Source organism: Pseudomonas sp. No.21 (assembly GCF_054558415.1).
This window is the reverse complement of the sequence record NZ_BAAJNO010000003.1, coordinates 391,920-406,759: the sequence shown is the minus strand read 5'-3', so window position 1 is coordinate 406,759 and position 14,840 is coordinate 391,920. Positions and strand designations below refer to the sequence as shown.

The window sequence follows — 14,840 nt, the reverse complement described above, 5'->3', positions numbered from 1 at the left end:
GCGGTCTTGGCTAGAATGCCGGCCTTTCCACCAGCTGGTACCGGCCCCGTGAAGCACAACCCCGACCGCATCTACGCCACGCCTCAGGCACAAGTCACCGACTTCGCGTTCAACGAGGACGTGGTCAAGGTGTTCCCGGACATGATCAAGCGCTCGGTGCCGGGCTACCCGACCATCGTCGAGAACATCGGCGTGCTGGCCGCCCGCTTCGCGCAACCCAATACTCGCCTGTACGACCTCGGCGCCTCCCTCGGCGCGGTGACCCAGGCCCTGCGTCGCCATGTGCGCAGCGAAGGCTGCCGGGTGCTGGCCGTGGACAACTCCGCGGCGATGGTCGAGCGCTGCCGCGAATACCTGCATGCCCAGGACTCGATGTACCAGGAGCTGCTGCCGGTGGAAGTCCTGGAGGCCGACATCCTCGCTCTGGACTTCGAGCCCGCATCCCTGGTGGCGATGAACTTCACCCTGCAGTTCGTCGCCCGCGAGGAGCGCCAGGCGCTGCTGGCGCGCATCCGCCAGGCGCTGCTGCCGGGCGGCGCGCTGATCCTCTCGGAGAAGCTGCGCTTCAACGACGCGGCGGAGCACGAGTTGCTCACCGACCTGCACATCGACTTCAAGCGCGCCAACGGCTACAGCGAGCTGGAAATCGCCCAGAAACGCAGCGCCCTGGAGAACGTGATGCGCCCGGACAGCCTGGAGGAGCACCGCGAACGCCTGCTGGCGGCCGGCTTCTCCCGCGTGGTGCCCTGGTTCCAGTGCCTCAACTTCGCCTCGCTGATCGCCCTGCCATGATCCGTACGCTCGATCTCGACGCCCTGCAGCAGACGCTGATGGGCAGCCCGCTGCAGGACTGGGCCGCCGACCTGCCCGCCCAGCTCGACGCCAAGCTGGCCGTCGGCCACGGTGACCTGGCGCGCTGGGGCGCGGCGGTGGAGGCCCTGCCCGCGCTGACCCCGACCAGCGTGGAGCTGGCCCGGCGCTTCGCCCTCGACGGCCCCTGCGACGACGCCACCCGCGCCACGCTGAAGGCGGCCCTGCAGGGGCTGATCCCCTGGCGCAAGGGGCCCTTCGAGCTGTTCGGCGTGCACGTCGACACCGAATGGCGCTCGGACTGGAAATGGACACGGGTCTCGCCGCACCTCGACCTGCGCGGCAAGCGGGTGCTGGATGTGGGCTGCGGCAACGGCTACTACCAGTGGCGCATGCTCGGCGCCGGCGCCGAGAGCGTGGTGGGTATCGACCCCAACTGGCTGTTCTTCTGCCAGTTCCTGGCGATGAAGCGCTTCCTGCCGGACCTGCCCGCCTGGCACCTGCCCCTGGCCCTGGAAGAGCTGCCGGCCAGGCTGGAGGGCTTCGACACGGTGTTCTCCATGGGCGTGCTCTATCACCGCCGCTCGCCCATCGACCACCTGTTCGACCTCAAGGACTGCCTGGTGCGTGGCGGCGAGCTGGTGCTGGAAACCCTGGTGGTGGAAGGCGACGCCCAGCAGGTGCTGGTGCCCGAGGACCGCTATGCGCAGATGCGCAACGTGTGGTTCCTGCCATCGGTGCCGGCGCTGGAACTGTGGCTGCGCCGTGCAGGCTTCGTCGATGTGCGCTGCGTGGACGTCAGCGTCACCAGCGTCGACGAGCAGCGCAGCACCGAGTGGATGCGCTTCCAGTCGCTGCCCGAGTTCCTCGACCCCGCCGACCACAGCCGCACGATCGAGGGGCTCCCTGCCCCGGCACGGGCGGTGGTGGTGGCACGCAAGCCGTAGCTGGAAGCTGGAAGCTGGAAGCTGGAAGCTGGAAGCTGGAAGCTGGAAGCTGGAAGCTGGAAGCTGGAAGAGCCTGGGGGATCGGTGGAGATCGTCAACCCCCGGGCTTATCTGCTTTCACAGCCTGGGCGTAGGGTGGACCCCGCTTCACCGGTCCACCCTTTCGGAGTCATATCGAACCGCGACCACGTGGGTTTCGCTACGCTCACGGAACGCCGCCCGACCCACCCTACACGGCACTTCAAGCTTCAAGCTCGTGACGCTTGCGCCGACTGGATCAGCTGTTTCATCTCGACCACCGCCTGCTTGAAGCCGACAAACAGCGCGTGGGCCACCAGGGCGTGACCGATATTCAGCTCATTGATGCCGGGTATGGCGGCCACCGGCTCGACGTTGTGGTAGTGCAGGCCATGGCCGGCATTGACCACCAGGCCCAGCTTCAGGCCCAGGGCCACGCCTTCACGGATGCGCTGCAGCTCACGGGCAGCCTCCTCCGGGGTGTGGGCGTCGGCATAGCGGCCGGTGTGCAGCTCGATGGCCGGGGCACCGACGCGATGGGACGCTTCGATCTGCACCGGGTCGGCGTCGATGAACAGGGAGACTTCGCTGCCCAGGCGGGCCAGGCGCTCGACCGCGGCCTTGATCCGCGCTTCCTGGCCGGCAACGTCGAGGCCGCCTTCGGTGGTCAGTTCCTGGCGGGTTTCCGGCACCAGGCAGACGTGCTCGGGGCGGATTTCCTCGGCGAAGGCGAGCATTTCCTCGGTCACGCCCATCTCGAAGTTCATGCGGGTCTGCATGACCTCCTTGAGTACGCGCACGTCGCGCTCCTGGATGTGTCGGCGATCCTCGCGCAGGTGCACGGTGATGCCGTCGGCGCCTGCCTCCTCGGCATCCAGGGCGGCCTTCACCGGGTCCGGATAGCGGGTGCCGCGGGCCTGGCGCAGGGTGGCGACGTGGTCGATGTTGACGCCGAGCAGAACACGGTTGGCTTCAGTCACGGGTAAGTTCCTTGATCGTCATGAAGAGTTCGCGGCTGGCCAGCGGCCGTCCGCCGAGATGGGGCGCCAGGGCCTGGCGCATCAGGCGCTTGGCCGCAGCGAGGGCACCGGGGGCACTCCAGTCGGCCTCGGCCAGGGCCAGCAGCTCGGCGCCCTGGAACAGGCCGGGCTGCAACTGACCGACGGGCTCCAGGCCGGCGTCGGGCAGCAGGCGGTAGATGCCGCTGGCGACGATGGGCGCGCCGCTGAGGTCGAGGTCCAGCGCGAAACCATAGCCCAGCTCGTCCAGCAGGCGCCATTCGAAGGCGCGCAGCAGCGGCTCCAGCGGTCGGCCGGCGGCCAGGGCCTGGAGGGTCGCGGCATAGTGGTCGAACATCGCGGGGTGCGGCGCTTCGGCCGGCAGCAGGCGGATGGTCAGCTCATTGAGGTAGAGCCCGCTGAAGAGGGCCTCGCCGGTGAGGAAGTGGGGGATGCCGGCGCCTTCCAGGCGCCCCACGTTCTTCAGGTCGCCGCGGCCGCGGAATTCGACCTCAAGCGGCACGAAGGGCCGGGCCAGGGTACCGGCCTTGCCCCGCGCACCCCGCAGGACGGCGCGCAGGCGACCTTCCGGGGTGAGGAAATCCACCAGTGCGCTGCTTTCGCGGTAGGCCCTGCTATGCAGCACGAAGGCCGGTTGCGCACTGGTCTGCATCGGTTACTGGTCGTTGTAGCCCAGGGAACGCAGGGCACGCTCGTCGTCCGACCAGCCGCCCTTCACCTTGACCCAGAGGTTGAGCATGACCTTGGAGTCGAACAGCACCTCCATGTCCTTGCGCGCCTCCTGGCCGATGCGTTTGATGCGCTCGCCACCGTCGCCGATGATGATTTTCTTCTGGCCGTCGCGCTCCACCAGGATCAGCGCGTGGATATGGAGGATGCGACCTTCCTGCTTGAACTCCTCGATCTCGACGGTGATCTGGTAGGGCAGTTCGGCACCCAGCTGGCGCATGATCTTCTCGCGCACCAGTTCGGCGGCGAGGAAGCGGCTGCTGCGGTCGGTGATCTGGTCCTCGGGGAAGAAGTGCTCGCCCTCGGGCAGGCGCTCGGCGACCAGGCGCTCGAGGGTGTCGAGGTTGTGCCCCTGCTGGGCGGAGATGGGCACCACCTCGGCGTTGGGCAGTTGCTCCTGGAGCCAGGCCAGGTGCGGCATCAGGTCGGCCTTGTCGTCCAGGCGGTCGGTTTTGTTGATGGCCAGGATCACCGGGCCCTGGACGTACTGGACGCGCTCGAGCACCAGTTGGTCCTCGTCGGTCCAGCGGTTGCGGTCCACTACGAAGATCACCACGTCGACGTCCTTGAGGGCGGCCGAGGCGGTCTTGTTCATGTAGCGGTTGAGCGCTTTCTCGTTGTTCTTGTGCAGGCCGGGGGTGTCGACGTAGACGGCCTGGACCTCGCCCTCGGTCTTGATGCCGAGCATGTTGTGGCGGGTGGTCTGGGGCTTGCGCGAGGTGATCGCGAGCTTCTGCCCGAGGATGTGGTTGAGCAGCGTGGACTTGCCGACGTTAGGACGCCCGACGATAGCCACGTAGCCGCAGCGCGGGTTGTTCGATTCAGTCATGGCCGTTCTCCACGCCCAGGGCCACCAGTGCTGCCGCCGCCGCCACCTGTTCGGCGATACGTCGGCTGGCACCCTGGCCTCGGGTCTTGTCATTCAGCAGGGCGACTTCGCACTCGACGAAGAAGGTGCGGCAATGGGGCTCGCCCTGGATATCCACCACTTCATAGCGGGGCAGTTCGCAGGCCCGCGACTGGAGGAATTCCTGCAGGCGGGTCTTGGGGTCCTTGTTGGTATCGACCAGGGTCAGGCCTTCCAACTCGTTGTGCAGCCAGGCCAGCACGCGCTCACGCGCGCAATCCATGCCGGCATCGAGGTAGATGGCCCCGATCAGCGCTTCCAGCGCATCGGCGAGGATGGACTCGCGGCGGAAACCACCGCTCTTCAGCTCGCCGGAGCCCAGGCGCAGGTACTCGCCCAACTCGAAGCCCCGGGCCAGCAGTGCCAGGGTCTCGCCCTTGACCAGGCGGGCGCGCAGGCGCGAGAGCTGGCCTTCGCGCGCCTGGGGAAAGCGCTCGTAGAGCGCCTCGCCGGCGACGAAGTTGAGGATGGCATCACCGAGGAACTCCAGGCGCTCGTTGTTGCGCCCGGCGAAGCTGCGATGGGTCAGGGCCAGGGTCATCAGACCCTGGTCCTGGAAGGTGTAGCCGAGCTGACGCTCGAGACGGCTGAGGGATACGCTCACGGGACTCGCACACGGAATTCTTTGTCGAAATGCACCACCAGGTCGAGGTTCTCGATCAGCGGCTCGCGTTTTTCGTATTTCAGCGTGGCATAGAAGTCGTTGTTCTCGACCTTGACCTGCAGGGCCTTCTCCAGGTCGATGTCACGGATGCTGTTGACCATCATGCCCTTGCGCACGTAGTCCAGGAAGTCGCGCGGCGTGGAGATGGCCTGGCCTTTTTCGTTCTCCACGGACTTGATGAGCTTCTCGAGCGCGTAATAGTCCATGTAATGCGGTATGACCTTGAAAGCAGTGCTGGCCAGGAACGCCACGATGGCCAGGACAACCAGCCAGCCCAGTATCGACAAGCCCCTCTGCGAATGCGCAAACGTCATGATGACCTCAATGTCGGTGTTGTTATGCGGGCCGGCTGGCCCGTTGCAAGACTATATATAGCGGGCGGCGCTGCGTTGAACAGCGCCGCAAAAGCGAAAGTCGGCTGGCCTCAGTGAATGAGGCCTACGCGGGAGAAGTTGGGCAGGTTGTTCATCTTCGGGTCCGGCCAGCTCATCCACACGGCGAAGGCCTTGCCGACGATGTTGCGGTCCGGAACCATGCCGAGCAGGTCCTTGGGAATGTTGGGGTCGTTCCAGTAGCGACTGTCGTTCGAGTTGTCGCGGTTGTCGCCCATCATGAAGTAATGCCCTTGCGGCACCACCCACTCCTTGCCCGGCTCCATGCGATAGCGCTTCATTTCCTTGCGGATCAGGTGCTCGGCCTCGCCCAGCTTCTCCTCGTACAGGCGGGAGCTGCCCAGGGTGCCGGGCTCGTCGCCGACCAGTTTCTCGGCCACCTGCTCGCCATTGACGGTCAGGCGCTTGTCGCTGCTGTAGGCGATGCGGTCGCCCGGCAGGCCGACCACGCGCTTGATGTAGTTGATGTTCGGATCGCTGGGATAGCGGAACACCATGACATCACCACGCTGCGGGTCGCCGACTTCGATCACCTTGGTGTCCACCACCGGCAGGCGTATGCCGTAGGCGAACTTGTTGACCAGAATGAAATCCCCCACCTCCAGGGTCGGCTTCATCGACCCGGACGGAATCTGGAAAGGCTCGACCAGGAACGACCGCAGCACCAGCACGATGGCCAGCACCGGGAAGAAGGACTTGCCGTATTCCACCAGCAAGGGCTCCTTGTCGAGCTTTTCCATCACCTCCGGGTCGGGCTCGCTGACTTGCCCCTGGTAGGCGGCAATCGCGGAGCGCCGGCGCGGAGCCAGCAGAACCAGATCGATGAGAGCGAGCACGCCGCAGACAGCCACGGCGAGAACCAACAGAAGCGGGAAATTGATCGACATAGACCCTAGCTATCCACTTTGAGCACTGCGAGGAAGGCTTCCTGTGGAATCTCCACACTGCCGACCTGCTTCATCCTTTTCTTACCGGCCTTCTGCTTTTCCAGCAGCTTTTTCTTACGGCTCACGTCGCCGCCGTAGCATTTGGCCAGAACGTTCTTCCTGAGCGCCTTGACGGTAGTACGCGCGACGATCTGACCACCGATCGCCGCCTGGATCGCCACGTCGAACATCTGCCGTGGGATCAGCTCCTTCATCTTCTCGGTCAGCGCGCGGCCTTTGTAGTGGGCCTGATCGCGGTGCACGATGAGCGCCAGGGCATCGACCTTCTCACCGTTGATCAACACGTCCAGCTTGACCAGGTTGGCCGACTGGAAACGGTCGAAGCTGTAGTCCAGGGACGCATAGCCGCGGCTCACGGACTTCAGGCGGTCGAAGAAATCGAGTACCACTTCGTTCATCGGCAGGTCGTAGCAAACCTGAACCTGGCTGCTGAGGAATTGCATGTCGCGCTGCACGCCACGCTTCTCGATGCACAGGGTGATGACGTTGCCCAGGTGTTCCTGGGGCACGAGGATGTTGGCACGCACGATGGGCTCGCGCATGTCCTCGATGAACGACAGGTCGGGCAGCTTGGACGGGTTGTCGACGTAGATCGTCTCGCCGTTCTTCTGCACCACTTCGAAGATAACGGTGGGCGCGGTGGTGATCAGGTCCAGGTCGTACTCGCGCTCCAGGCGCTCCTGGATGATCTCCATGTGCAGCATGCCGAGGAAGCCGATGCGGAAGCCGAAGCCCAGGGCCTCGGAGCTTTCCGGCTCGTACTGCAGGGCGGCATCGTTCAGGGTCAGCTTCTGCAGCGCTTCGCGGAAGTCCTCGAAGTCGTCGGAGCTGACCGGGAACAGGCCGGCGTAGACCTGCGGCTTGATGCGCTGGAAGCCCGGCAGCACATCGACATCCGGGGTGTTGGACAGGGTCAGGGTGTCGCCCACGGGGGCACCGAGGATGTCCTTGATGCCGGCGATGATGAAGCCCACTTCACCGGCCTTGAGGTCGGCCATCTCGGTGTGCTTGGGGGTGAAGACGCCGACGCTGTCCACCTGGTGGATCTTGCCGGTGGATTTCACCAGGATCTTGTCGCCCTTCTTCACCCGGCCGTGCTTGACGCGGACCAGGGAGACCACGCCCAGGTAGTTGTCGAACCAGGAGTCGATGATCAGCGCCTGCAGCGGCGCGTCGATCTCGCCTTCGGGCGGCGGGATGACCTTGACCAGCTGCTCGAGCACGTCGATCACGCCCATGCCGCTCTTGGCGCTGCACGGCACCGCGTCGGAGGCGTCGATGCCGATGATGTGCTCGATCTCTTCCTTGACCCGCTCGGGCTCGGCCTGGGGCAGGTCCATCTTGTTCAGGACCGGCATCACTTCCAGGCCCTGCTCGATGGCGGTGTAGCAGTTGGCGACCGATTGCGCCTCGACACCCTGGCCGGCATCCACCACCAGCAGCGCGCCTTCGCAGGCGGCCAGCGAGCGGCTGACTTCATAGGTGAAGTCGACGTGGCCGGGGGTATCGATGAAGTTCAGTTGGTAGGTCTTACCATCCTGCGACTTGTAGTGCAGGGTCACGCTGTGGGCCTTGATGGTGATGCCGCGCTCGCGCTCCAGGTCCATGGAGTCCAGCACCTGGGCCTCCATCTCGCGATCGGACAGGCCGCCGCACATCTGGATGAAGCGGTCGGCCAGGGTCGACTTGCCATGGTCGATGTGGGCGATGATCGAAAAATTGCGGATATGACTCAGGTCACTCACGGGGTCGACACTCGAAAAAAGCCGCAAGCCGGTTGCTTGCCGAAAAATAGCCGGGGAGTTTACCTGATCGGCAGCGCGGGCGTCACGTCCGCATGGCGGAGCGCAGACATGAAAAAGGGCGACCCGGGTCGCCCTTTTTCAGTGCATCGGATTACTCCGAAAGCTTGAAGGTGATGAAGCTGGCACGGCCCTGGCGCAGCACGCGCATGGACACCGAGCGATTCTTCGGCAGTTCCTTGGCCACCTTGGCGAAGGTCTGCACCGAGTCGATGGACTGGTTGTTCAGGTGGCTGATCACGTCACCCGGACGCAGGCCCATCAGGGCGGCGGGACCGTCCTGAACTTCCCTGATCACCACACCGCCCTTGATGTCGAGGCTCTTCTTCTGCTCGGCGGACAGTTCGGCGACCAGCACGCCCAGGCGGTTGCTGCTGCGCTCGGCACCTTGCGGCGCGCCAGTGGAGGTCACTTCCTCGCCATCTTCGGGCAGGGAACCGATGGTCAGCGCCAGTTTCTTGCGCGAACCCTCGCGGACCACGTCGAGGTCGATCTTGCTACCCGGCTTGAGGGCACCGACCAGATGCGGCAGGTCGGCGGACATGACGATCGGCTGGCCGTTCATGCTGAGGATGACGTCGCCGACCTGGAGGCCGCCCTTGGCGGCGGGACCGTCGTCGAGCACCTGGGCCACCAGGGCACCGGCGGGCTTGTCCAGGCCGAAGGATTCGGCCAGGTCCTTGTTCACTTCCTGAATCACCACGCCGAGCCAGCCGCGGCTGACCTTGCCCTCGGCCTTGAGCTGGTCGGCGACACTCATGGCAACGTCGATCGGGATGGCGAAGGACAGCCCCATGAAGCCGCCGGAGCGGGTGAAGATCTGCGAGTTGATGCCCACGACCTCGCCGTCCAGGTTGAACAGCGGGCCACCGGAGTTACCCGGGTTGATGGCCACGTCGGTCTGGATGAAGGGCACGTAGTTCTCGTTCGGCAGGCTGCGCCCCTTGGCGCTGACGATACCGGCGGTCACCGAGTGGTCGAAGCCGAAGGGGGAGCCGATGGCCAGCACCCAGCTGCCGACCTTCAGGGCGTCGGACTTGCCGAGCTTGACGATGGGCAGGTCCTTGCCTTCGACCTTGAGCAGGGCCACGTCGGTGCGCGCGTCGGCACCGATCAGCTTGGCTTCGAGCTCACTGCGGTCGGACAGGCGCACGATGATCTCGTCGGCGTCGGCCACCACATGGTTGTTGGTCAGGACGTAACCGTCCTTGGAAATGATGAAACCCGAGCCCAGGGACTGCGCCTCGCGCTGGCGACCACCGCCCGGGTTACGCGGCATCTGCGGCATGCTGCGCTCGAAGAACTCGCGAAGCATGGGCGGCAGGCCTTCCAGGTCGGGCATGGCCTGGTTGCCGGCAACGGCGCGATCCGGAAGCTTCTGCCGCGTACTGATGTTGACGACCGCCGGAGAGGCCTCCTCCACCAGCGGGGTGAAGTCGGGCAGCTCTGCCCGGGCGACAAGGGTTTGACCGAGCAGCAGCAGGGCCGCGACCGCGGACATGCAGGATTTCATGCTTAGCATCGACATACAGCTCCCGTCATGAAACGAGGAATGTGAACCCGTGACGAGCCGAACGGCCCGGCGGGCAAACGCAATTCGGGCCGGGGAAATCCCCCAGCCCGATACACCATAACCAAGAATTCGCTTGCGGGGACCAACGCCGAGGAGCGCTCAGACCATGAACCCAGACGGGCTCGCATGGACATGGCCGCTCCGCCCCGGCGTCGCTCAATTCACTGGGCCGCCTGGGGGGCTGCGGTTCCGGCCGTACGCATAGACAACGCGATACGCTCCGCAGTTCCCACGGGGATTTCGCCCACCACCGTCACCATCACGTCACCTTCGCTGGTGCCGAGCCGACGGGATACGGCAACGGTCGGACCAAGCTCGACCCGCACATCTTCCACGGACGCACCGTGCAGGGGCTCGAGGAAGACCGAGAAGCGCGCCAGGCCATCGCCATAGAGCAGGCAAGCGACCGGATCCGACGACACCGGGCTACGACGCTGGACAGCACTGGTGAGGGCGAACCCTTCCGGCAGCCAATCGGAGCGCCAGCTGTTGGCCAGGGCCTTCGGCGCCTCGGCGTAGCGCACGGGCTCACAGCCCTGCCCCGCCTGAAGCTGGCTGTCGCTGGGTGCTTGCGTGGTGTCGATCTGGGTGAACTGGAAACGCTCGAGCAACATGCCCTTCTCGTTGAGCATCAACGACTTGAGCGGCAGGCCGGTCTCCCGGTCCAAATGCAATTCGAAGCCGTACCGATGCTGGTCGCGCGGGTTGAGGGAAAGCACCACGGCCTGGCGCCCCGCCACCCGCGACTCACCCACCAGGCTCAGGTCATAGGACTTTGCCACCTGGGCGACGTCGAGATCGCGGGCCGGCCAGACCTGGCCATCGACCATCTGGTCGGAAAGCGCCCCACTCACACACTCGGTACGTCCATCCACACGGAGGATTTCCTGGGCGGGCCCATCGAGTTGCTGCAGCCTCTCACGCACCTTGCCGGCATCGACGCGATGCCAGACCTGGTGAGTGGAGAAACTGCCGCTTCGCTCATAGACGAAGGTGCCCTGGAAATTCTGCCGCTGCTCGGCGTCAGCGAGACGCTTCAGCCAGTCCTGTGCATCGGCGGCGTGGGCGGCCTGAGCCAGCCAACCACCGCCGAGCAACACGAAGAGTGGAAATGCGCGCATGTTTCTCCTTAGCGGCTTTCCAGGCTGGCGGCGCGCGCATAAGGCAGCGCACTGTCAGACCCACTCATGGCGGCCTGCTGGGCATGCTGGCGCAGATAGGCCGGCAGGCGCTGATCGTGCCAACCCGAGGTCGCTTGCGCGGCACCGGACAGCGGCGGACGCACGCCTTGGGAGTCAGTGCTGTAACCGGCAAGAACGGTGTCCTTGCTGGCTTGCGGCGCACTGATCACCGGCTGCGGAGCGCTTTGCTGGGCCAACTGCTGAGCACCCACCTCGTCCTGGTTATACATGCGCACACCAGCGAGCACGGCCAGCGTCACCGAAGCGGCAACCGCCAGGCGCCCAAGGCTGCGCCAAGGACCACGAGCGGCCTGTGCCGGCACCGCCTCATCAGCCAACGCGGCGGAAACCGCAGCAGCGATGTCGAGGCGCGGCTCGATCAGTTCCTTGTGCATGACGGCACGCGCTATCTGGTAGCGAGACCAGGTGGAACGGAGCTCCTCATCGCCGCTGGACGCGAGCACACGTCGCAACTCCAGTTCATCCGCTTCGTTATCCATTACCGCGGACAGCGATTCCTGCAGGGCTTCACGACTCATGGCGATTCCTCTCTTAGCTGTCGCCGCTGTCTCAGGATTCCTGCAACAGAGGTTGCAGGGCTTTATCGATAGCTTCTCGCGCCCTGAAAATACGCGAGCGAACCGTACCAACCGGGCATTGCATGACGCTGGCAATGTCCTCGTAACTCAGACCATCGAATTCACGTAAAGTCAGCGCAGTACGCAAATCTTCCGGCAGTTGCTGGATGGTCCGATGGACGGTGCCTTCGATCTCATCCCGCAGCAATGCACGTTCCGGTGATTCGTTGTCCTTGAGGGCATGGTCGCCATCGTAGAACTCCGCATCCTCGGCACTCACATCGCTATCCGGCGGGCGCCGACCGCGCGCCACCAGATGATTCTTCGCCGTGTTGATGGCGATGCGGTACAGCCATGTATAGAAAGCACTGTCACCGCGAAAATTCCCGAGTGCGCGATAGGCCTTGATGAAGGCCTCCTGAGCAACATCCTGAGCTTCCTGGGCGTCGTGGACGAATCGCACGATCAAACCCAGAATCTTGTGCTGATACTTCAGCACCAGAAGATCGAAAGCTCGTTTGTCGCCTCGCTGCACCCGTTCGACCAGTTGCTGATCCTGTTCCTGGGTTAGCATGGACACTCCTCGTTGGAGCTCGAGGGGCACTGCGCCAGCCACTGGATCGGCTTGCCAAAATAGACTCGGGCGTTGCGCAAAAGTTCTCCCCTCCAAGCAAGCTTCCTACAAGACTGTTTCCGTCTTGCACGGAATCGCGCAGCAGAGCACTGGCCACTGCTGCGCGGATAATTTTTCGCCTGATTTGCCGCTGCCAGGAACGCAGGAAACGCTCCGCGGCACAACTCAGCAAGCACGTCACCTCATGTGCGACGGATGTAAGAAACCAGGGGGACTAAGAAAGTTCCCGGGATTCTCTGCCGGACATAAGCCCGCTATTGTGCCGCCCACCCCCTCTATATACTAGTGGCCGCATTTACGCGGGATCCCGACATGAGCCAACACTTTCAGCACGACGTCCTGGTGATCGGCAGCGGTGCCGCCGGCCTCACCCTGGCGCTGACGTTGCCCGAGCACCTGCGCATCGCGGTATTGAGTAAAGGTGACCTTTCCAACGGGTCAACCTACTGGGCACAAGGGGGTGTGGCGGCGGTCCTGGACGACACCGACACCGTCGATTCCCATGTCCAGGACACCCTCGTCGCTGGCGCCGGCCTGTGCCGGGAAGACGCCGTGCGCTTCACCGTCGAGAACAGCCGCCAGGCGATCCAGTGGCTGATCGACCAGGGCGTGCCCTTCACCCGTGAGGACGAAAACGCCCGCGAAGACGGTGGCTTCGAATTCCACCTGACCCGCGAGGGCGGCCACAGCCATCGACGCATCATCCATGCCGCCGACGCCACTGGCGCCGCCATCTTCAACACCCTGCTGGAACAGGCCCGCCGGCGCCCGAACATCGAACTGCTGGAACAACGCGTCGCCGTCGACCTGATCACCGAGCGCAAGCTCGGCCTCGAGGGGCATCGCTGCCTCGGCGCCTACGTGCTCAACCGCGCCAGTGGCGAAGTCGACACCTACGGCGCCCGCTTCACCGCCCTCGCCTCCGGCGGCGCGGCCAAGGTCTACCTCTATACCAGCAACCCCGACGGCGCCTGTGGCGACGGCATCGCCATGGCCTGGCGCGCCGGCTGCCGGGTGGGCAACTTGGAGTTCAACCAGTTCCACCCCACCTGCCTCTACCACCCGCAAGCCAAGAGCTTCCTCATCACCGAAGCGGTGCGTGGCGAGGGCGGCCTGCTCAAGCTGCCCAACGGTGAACGCTTCATGCAGCGCTTCGACCCCCGTGCCGAACTGGCCCCGCGCGACATCGTCGCCCGCGCCATCGACCACGAGATGAAGCGCCTGGGCATCGACTGCGTCTACCTGGACATCAGCCACAAGCCGGCCGAGTTCGTCAAAAGCCACTTCCCGACCGTCTACGAGCGCTGCCTGGACTTCGGCATCGACATCACCCGCCAGCCGATCCCCGTGGTCCCCGCAGCCCACTACACCTGCGGCGGCGTGGTGGTCGACCGCGATGGCCACACCGACATCCCCGGCCTCTACGCCATCGGCGAGACCAGCTTCACCGGCCTGCACGGCGCCAACCGCATGGCCAGCAACTCGCTGCTGGAATGCTTCGTCTACGCCCGCGCCGCCGCCCACGACATGCTCGCCCAGCTCGACACCATCCCCCTGCCCGCCCGCCTCCCGGCCTGGGACGCCAGCCAGGTCACCGACTCGGACGAGGACGTGATCATCGCGCACAACTGGGACGAACTGCGGCGATTCATGTGGGACTACGTCGGTATCGTGCGCACCAACAAGCGCCTGCAGCGCGCCCAGCACCGGGTGCGCCTGCTGCTCAGCGAGATCGACGAGTTCTATTCCAACTACAAGGTCAGCCGCGACCTGATCGAGCTGCGCAACCTGGCCCAGGTCGCCGAACTGATGATCGAGTCGGCCATGCAACGCCGCGAAAGCCGCGGCCTGCACTACACGCTCGATTATCCCGACCAGCTGCCCGAGGCCCGCGACACTATCCTGGCGCCACCCATCTATGGCGATTGAAGCGCAGGTGCACGCGCAGGCGCCTGTGGCTCCGCGCATCCAGTGAATCCGCGGGGATGCACAGGCCCCGCGTCATGATCGCGCCCTCGGGGCGATAGACCAGCAGCACCGCCATGGGCAGCGCCAGGCTGTCCGGGCTCAGGCGCACGGCGCACCATTGCCCGTCGTGGCGCCGCAGACGCCAGCCGTCGGCGTCCAGGCGCAAACCACGGATGGATGAGGCAGACGCCAGCAGCACCTGGCGCGGCAAGGTCCAGGCCGCATGAGCCAGGCAGGCAAAGAGGCAAGCCAGCTGCACCCACCGGGGCAGCTCGGCACAGGCCACGGCGACCAACGCCAGGGACAACAGCGACAGGTAGAGCACCAGCAGGCGCCGCGAAGGGCGCCAGTGGCATTCGAAGGCGCTACTTGGGCTGGACACGGTCCAGGATCATTTTCACCATGTACCGCAAGTCGGAATCTTCCGGCTCACCGCGCTGCATGAACCAGCCGAACATGTCCTGGTCCTCGCATTCGAGCAGCTTGCGGAAGCGCGCCTGGTCCGTCTCATCGAGGCTCGGGTACACCTCCCGGACGAAAGGTACCAGCAGCACATCGAGCTCCAGCATGCCGCGGCGGCTGTGCCAGAAGAGTCGGTTCAGTTCAGTTGCGTCGGCCATCAGAGCGCCTCCAGGGAAGAGGCCGGCATTATAACGACCCGAGCCGCATGC

The 14,840-nt window shown here is 64.9% G+C and carries 16 protein-coding genes; 3 read left to right on the top strand and 13 right to left on the bottom strand.

From position 1 onward, the window contains the following. The first annotated feature begins 15 nt into the window (after positions 1–15). A complete protein-coding gene (gene cmoA / locus ACYJSS_RS07785) occupies positions 16–792 on the top strand; it encodes a carboxy-S-adenosyl-L-methionine synthase CmoA (protein WP_178082927.1) in 777 nt (258 codons plus the stop codon). After that, positions 789–1,757 (top strand): tRNA 5-methoxyuridine(34)/uridine 5-oxyacetic acid(34) synthase CmoB, encoded by a 969-nt coding sequence (gene cmoB / locus ACYJSS_RS07780; protein WP_236204471.1) that lies wholly within the window; start codon positions 789–791, stop codon positions 1,755–1,757. The genes cmoA and cmoB overlap by 4 nt, the downstream gene beginning before the upstream one ends. A gap of 248 nt (positions 1,758–2,005) precedes the next feature. Here cmoB and pdxJ read toward each other — a convergent pair whose 3' ends face one another. The 11 genes from pdxJ to rpoE all read right to left on the bottom strand — a co-directional run bounded on the left by pdxJ (position 2,006) and on the right by rpoE (position 12,141). Then, entirely contained in the window at positions 2,006–2,755 is a 750-nt protein-coding gene (gene pdxJ / locus ACYJSS_RS07775) for a pyridoxine 5'-phosphate synthase (RefSeq protein WP_111260521.1), read from the bottom strand. After that, a complete protein-coding gene (recO, locus tag ACYJSS_RS07770) occupies positions 2,748–3,446 on the bottom strand; it encodes a DNA repair protein RecO (RefSeq protein WP_236204472.1) in 699 nt (232 codons plus the stop codon). The genes pdxJ and recO overlap by 8 nt, the downstream gene beginning before the upstream one ends. A 3-nt stretch (positions 3,447–3,449) precedes the next feature. Then, positions 3,450–4,352 carry a GTPase Era gene (gene era / locus ACYJSS_RS07765; RefSeq protein WP_111260519.1) on the bottom strand — a complete coding sequence of 301 codons (903 nt, stop codon included), beginning with the start codon at positions 4,350–4,352 and terminating at the stop codon, positions 3,450–3,452. Then, positions 4,345–5,034: a ribonuclease III gene (rnc, locus tag ACYJSS_RS07760; RefSeq protein WP_111260518.1), complete on the bottom strand. Its 690-nt coding sequence runs from the start codon at positions 5,032–5,034 to the stop codon at positions 4,345–4,347. Before rnc ends, era begins: the two co-directional genes overlap by 8 nt. Further along, entirely contained in the window at positions 5,031–5,408 is a 378-nt protein-coding gene (locus ACYJSS_RS07755) for a DUF4845 domain-containing protein (protein WP_111260517.1), read from the bottom strand. The genes rnc and ACYJSS_RS07755 overlap by 4 nt, the downstream gene beginning before the upstream one ends. A gap of 110 nt (positions 5,409–5,518) precedes the next feature. Further along, positions 5,519–6,373 carry a signal peptidase I gene (gene lepB / locus ACYJSS_RS07750; RefSeq protein WP_111260516.1) on the bottom strand — a complete coding sequence of 285 codons (855 nt, stop codon included), beginning with the start codon at positions 6,371–6,373 and terminating at the stop codon, positions 5,519–5,521. A 5-nt stretch (positions 6,374–6,378) separates the two neighbouring features. Beyond that, positions 6,379–8,178, bottom strand: coding sequence for a translation elongation factor 4 (gene lepA, locus ACYJSS_RS07745; protein WP_236204473.1), 1,800 nt, complete (start codon positions 8,176–8,178; stop codon positions 6,379–6,381). A gap of 151 nt (positions 8,179–8,329) precedes the next feature. Then, positions 8,330–9,757 carry a DegQ family serine endoprotease gene (locus tag ACYJSS_RS07740; RefSeq protein WP_178082926.1) on the bottom strand — a complete coding sequence of 476 codons (1,428 nt, stop codon included), beginning with the start codon at positions 9,755–9,757 and terminating at the stop codon, positions 8,330–8,332. A gap of 212 nt (positions 9,758–9,969) precedes the next feature. Then, positions 9,970–10,929 carry a MucB/RseB C-terminal domain-containing protein gene (locus ACYJSS_RS07735; protein WP_111260513.1) on the bottom strand — a complete coding sequence of 320 codons (960 nt, stop codon included), beginning with the start codon at positions 10,927–10,929 and terminating at the stop codon, positions 9,970–9,972. Between the two features lie 8 nt (positions 10,930–10,937). After that, positions 10,938–11,528 (bottom strand): sigma-E factor negative regulatory protein, encoded by a 591-nt coding sequence (locus tag ACYJSS_RS07730; RefSeq protein WP_111260512.1) that lies wholly within the window; start codon positions 11,526–11,528, stop codon positions 10,938–10,940. Between the two features lie 31 nt (positions 11,529–11,559). Further along, positions 11,560–12,141: an RNA polymerase sigma factor RpoE gene (gene rpoE / locus ACYJSS_RS07725; protein WP_021221243.1), complete on the bottom strand. Its 582-nt coding sequence runs from the start codon at positions 12,139–12,141 to the stop codon at positions 11,560–11,562. Positions 12,142–12,513: 372 nt separating this feature from the next. On the opposite strand from rpoE, the gene nadB reads away from it, so the two are divergent. Next, entirely contained in the window at positions 12,514–14,130 is a 1,617-nt protein-coding gene (gene nadB / locus ACYJSS_RS07720) for an L-aspartate oxidase (RefSeq protein WP_111260511.1), read from the top strand. Here nadB and ACYJSS_RS07715 read toward each other — a convergent pair. Both ACYJSS_RS07715 and ACYJSS_RS07710 read right to left on the bottom strand, forming a co-directional pair. After that, positions 14,099–14,551, bottom strand: coding sequence for a protein YgfX (locus tag ACYJSS_RS07715; protein WP_111260510.1), 453 nt, complete (start codon positions 14,549–14,551; stop codon positions 14,099–14,101). The genes nadB and ACYJSS_RS07715 overlap by 32 nt on opposite strands. After that, positions 14,535–14,789 (bottom strand): FAD assembly factor SdhE, encoded by a 255-nt coding sequence (locus ACYJSS_RS07710; protein ID WP_111260509.1) that lies wholly within the window; start codon positions 14,787–14,789, stop codon positions 14,535–14,537. The genes ACYJSS_RS07715 and ACYJSS_RS07710 overlap by 17 nt, the downstream gene beginning before the upstream one ends. Between the last annotated feature and the right edge of the window lie 51 nt (positions 14,790–14,840).

What these genes read in the sequence shown, in the direction of transcription:
- era (WP_111260519.1), bottom strand. Translation starts at nt 4,352, where the DNA reads ATGACTGAATCGAACAACCCGCGCTGCGGCTACGTGGCTATCGTCGGG.
- cmoB (WP_236204471.1), top strand. Translation starts at nt 789, where the DNA reads ATGATCCGTACGCTCGATCTCGACGCCCTGCAGCAGACGCTGATGGGC.
- ACYJSS_RS07740 (WP_178082926.1), bottom strand. Translation starts at nt 9,757, where the DNA reads ATGCTAAGCATGAAATCCTGCATGTCCGCGGTCGCGGCCCTGCTGCTG.
- ACYJSS_RS07735 (WP_111260513.1), bottom strand. Translation starts at nt 10,929, where the DNA reads ATGCGCGCATTTCCACTCTTCGTGTTGCTCGGCGGTGGTTGGCTGGCT.
- cmoA (WP_178082927.1), top strand. Translation starts at nt 16, where the DNA reads ATGCCGGCCTTTCCACCAGCTGGTACCGGCCCCGTGAAGCACAACCCC.
- ACYJSS_RS07730 (WP_111260512.1), bottom strand. Translation starts at nt 11,528, where the DNA reads ATGAGTCGTGAAGCCCTGCAGGAATCGCTGTCCGCGGTAATGGATAAC.
- nadB (WP_111260511.1), top strand. Translation starts at nt 12,514, where the DNA reads ATGAGCCAACACTTTCAGCACGACGTCCTGGTGATCGGCAGCGGTGCC.
- recO (WP_236204472.1), bottom strand. Translation starts at nt 3,446, where the DNA reads ATGCAGACCAGTGCGCAACCGGCCTTCGTGCTGCATAGCAGGGCCTAC.
- ACYJSS_RS07755 (WP_111260517.1), bottom strand. Translation starts at nt 5,408, where the DNA reads ATGACGTTTGCGCATTCGCAGAGGGGCTTGTCGATACTGGGCTGGCTG.
- lepB (WP_111260516.1), bottom strand. Translation starts at nt 6,373, where the DNA reads ATGTCGATCAATTTCCCGCTTCTGTTGGTTCTCGCCGTGGCTGTCTGC.
- ACYJSS_RS07710 (WP_111260509.1), bottom strand. Translation starts at nt 14,789, where the DNA reads ATGGCCGACGCAACTGAACTGAACCGACTCTTCTGGCACAGCCGCCGC.
- rpoE (WP_021221243.1), bottom strand. Translation starts at nt 12,141, where the DNA reads ATGCTAACCCAGGAACAGGATCAGCAACTGGTCGAACGGGTGCAGCGA.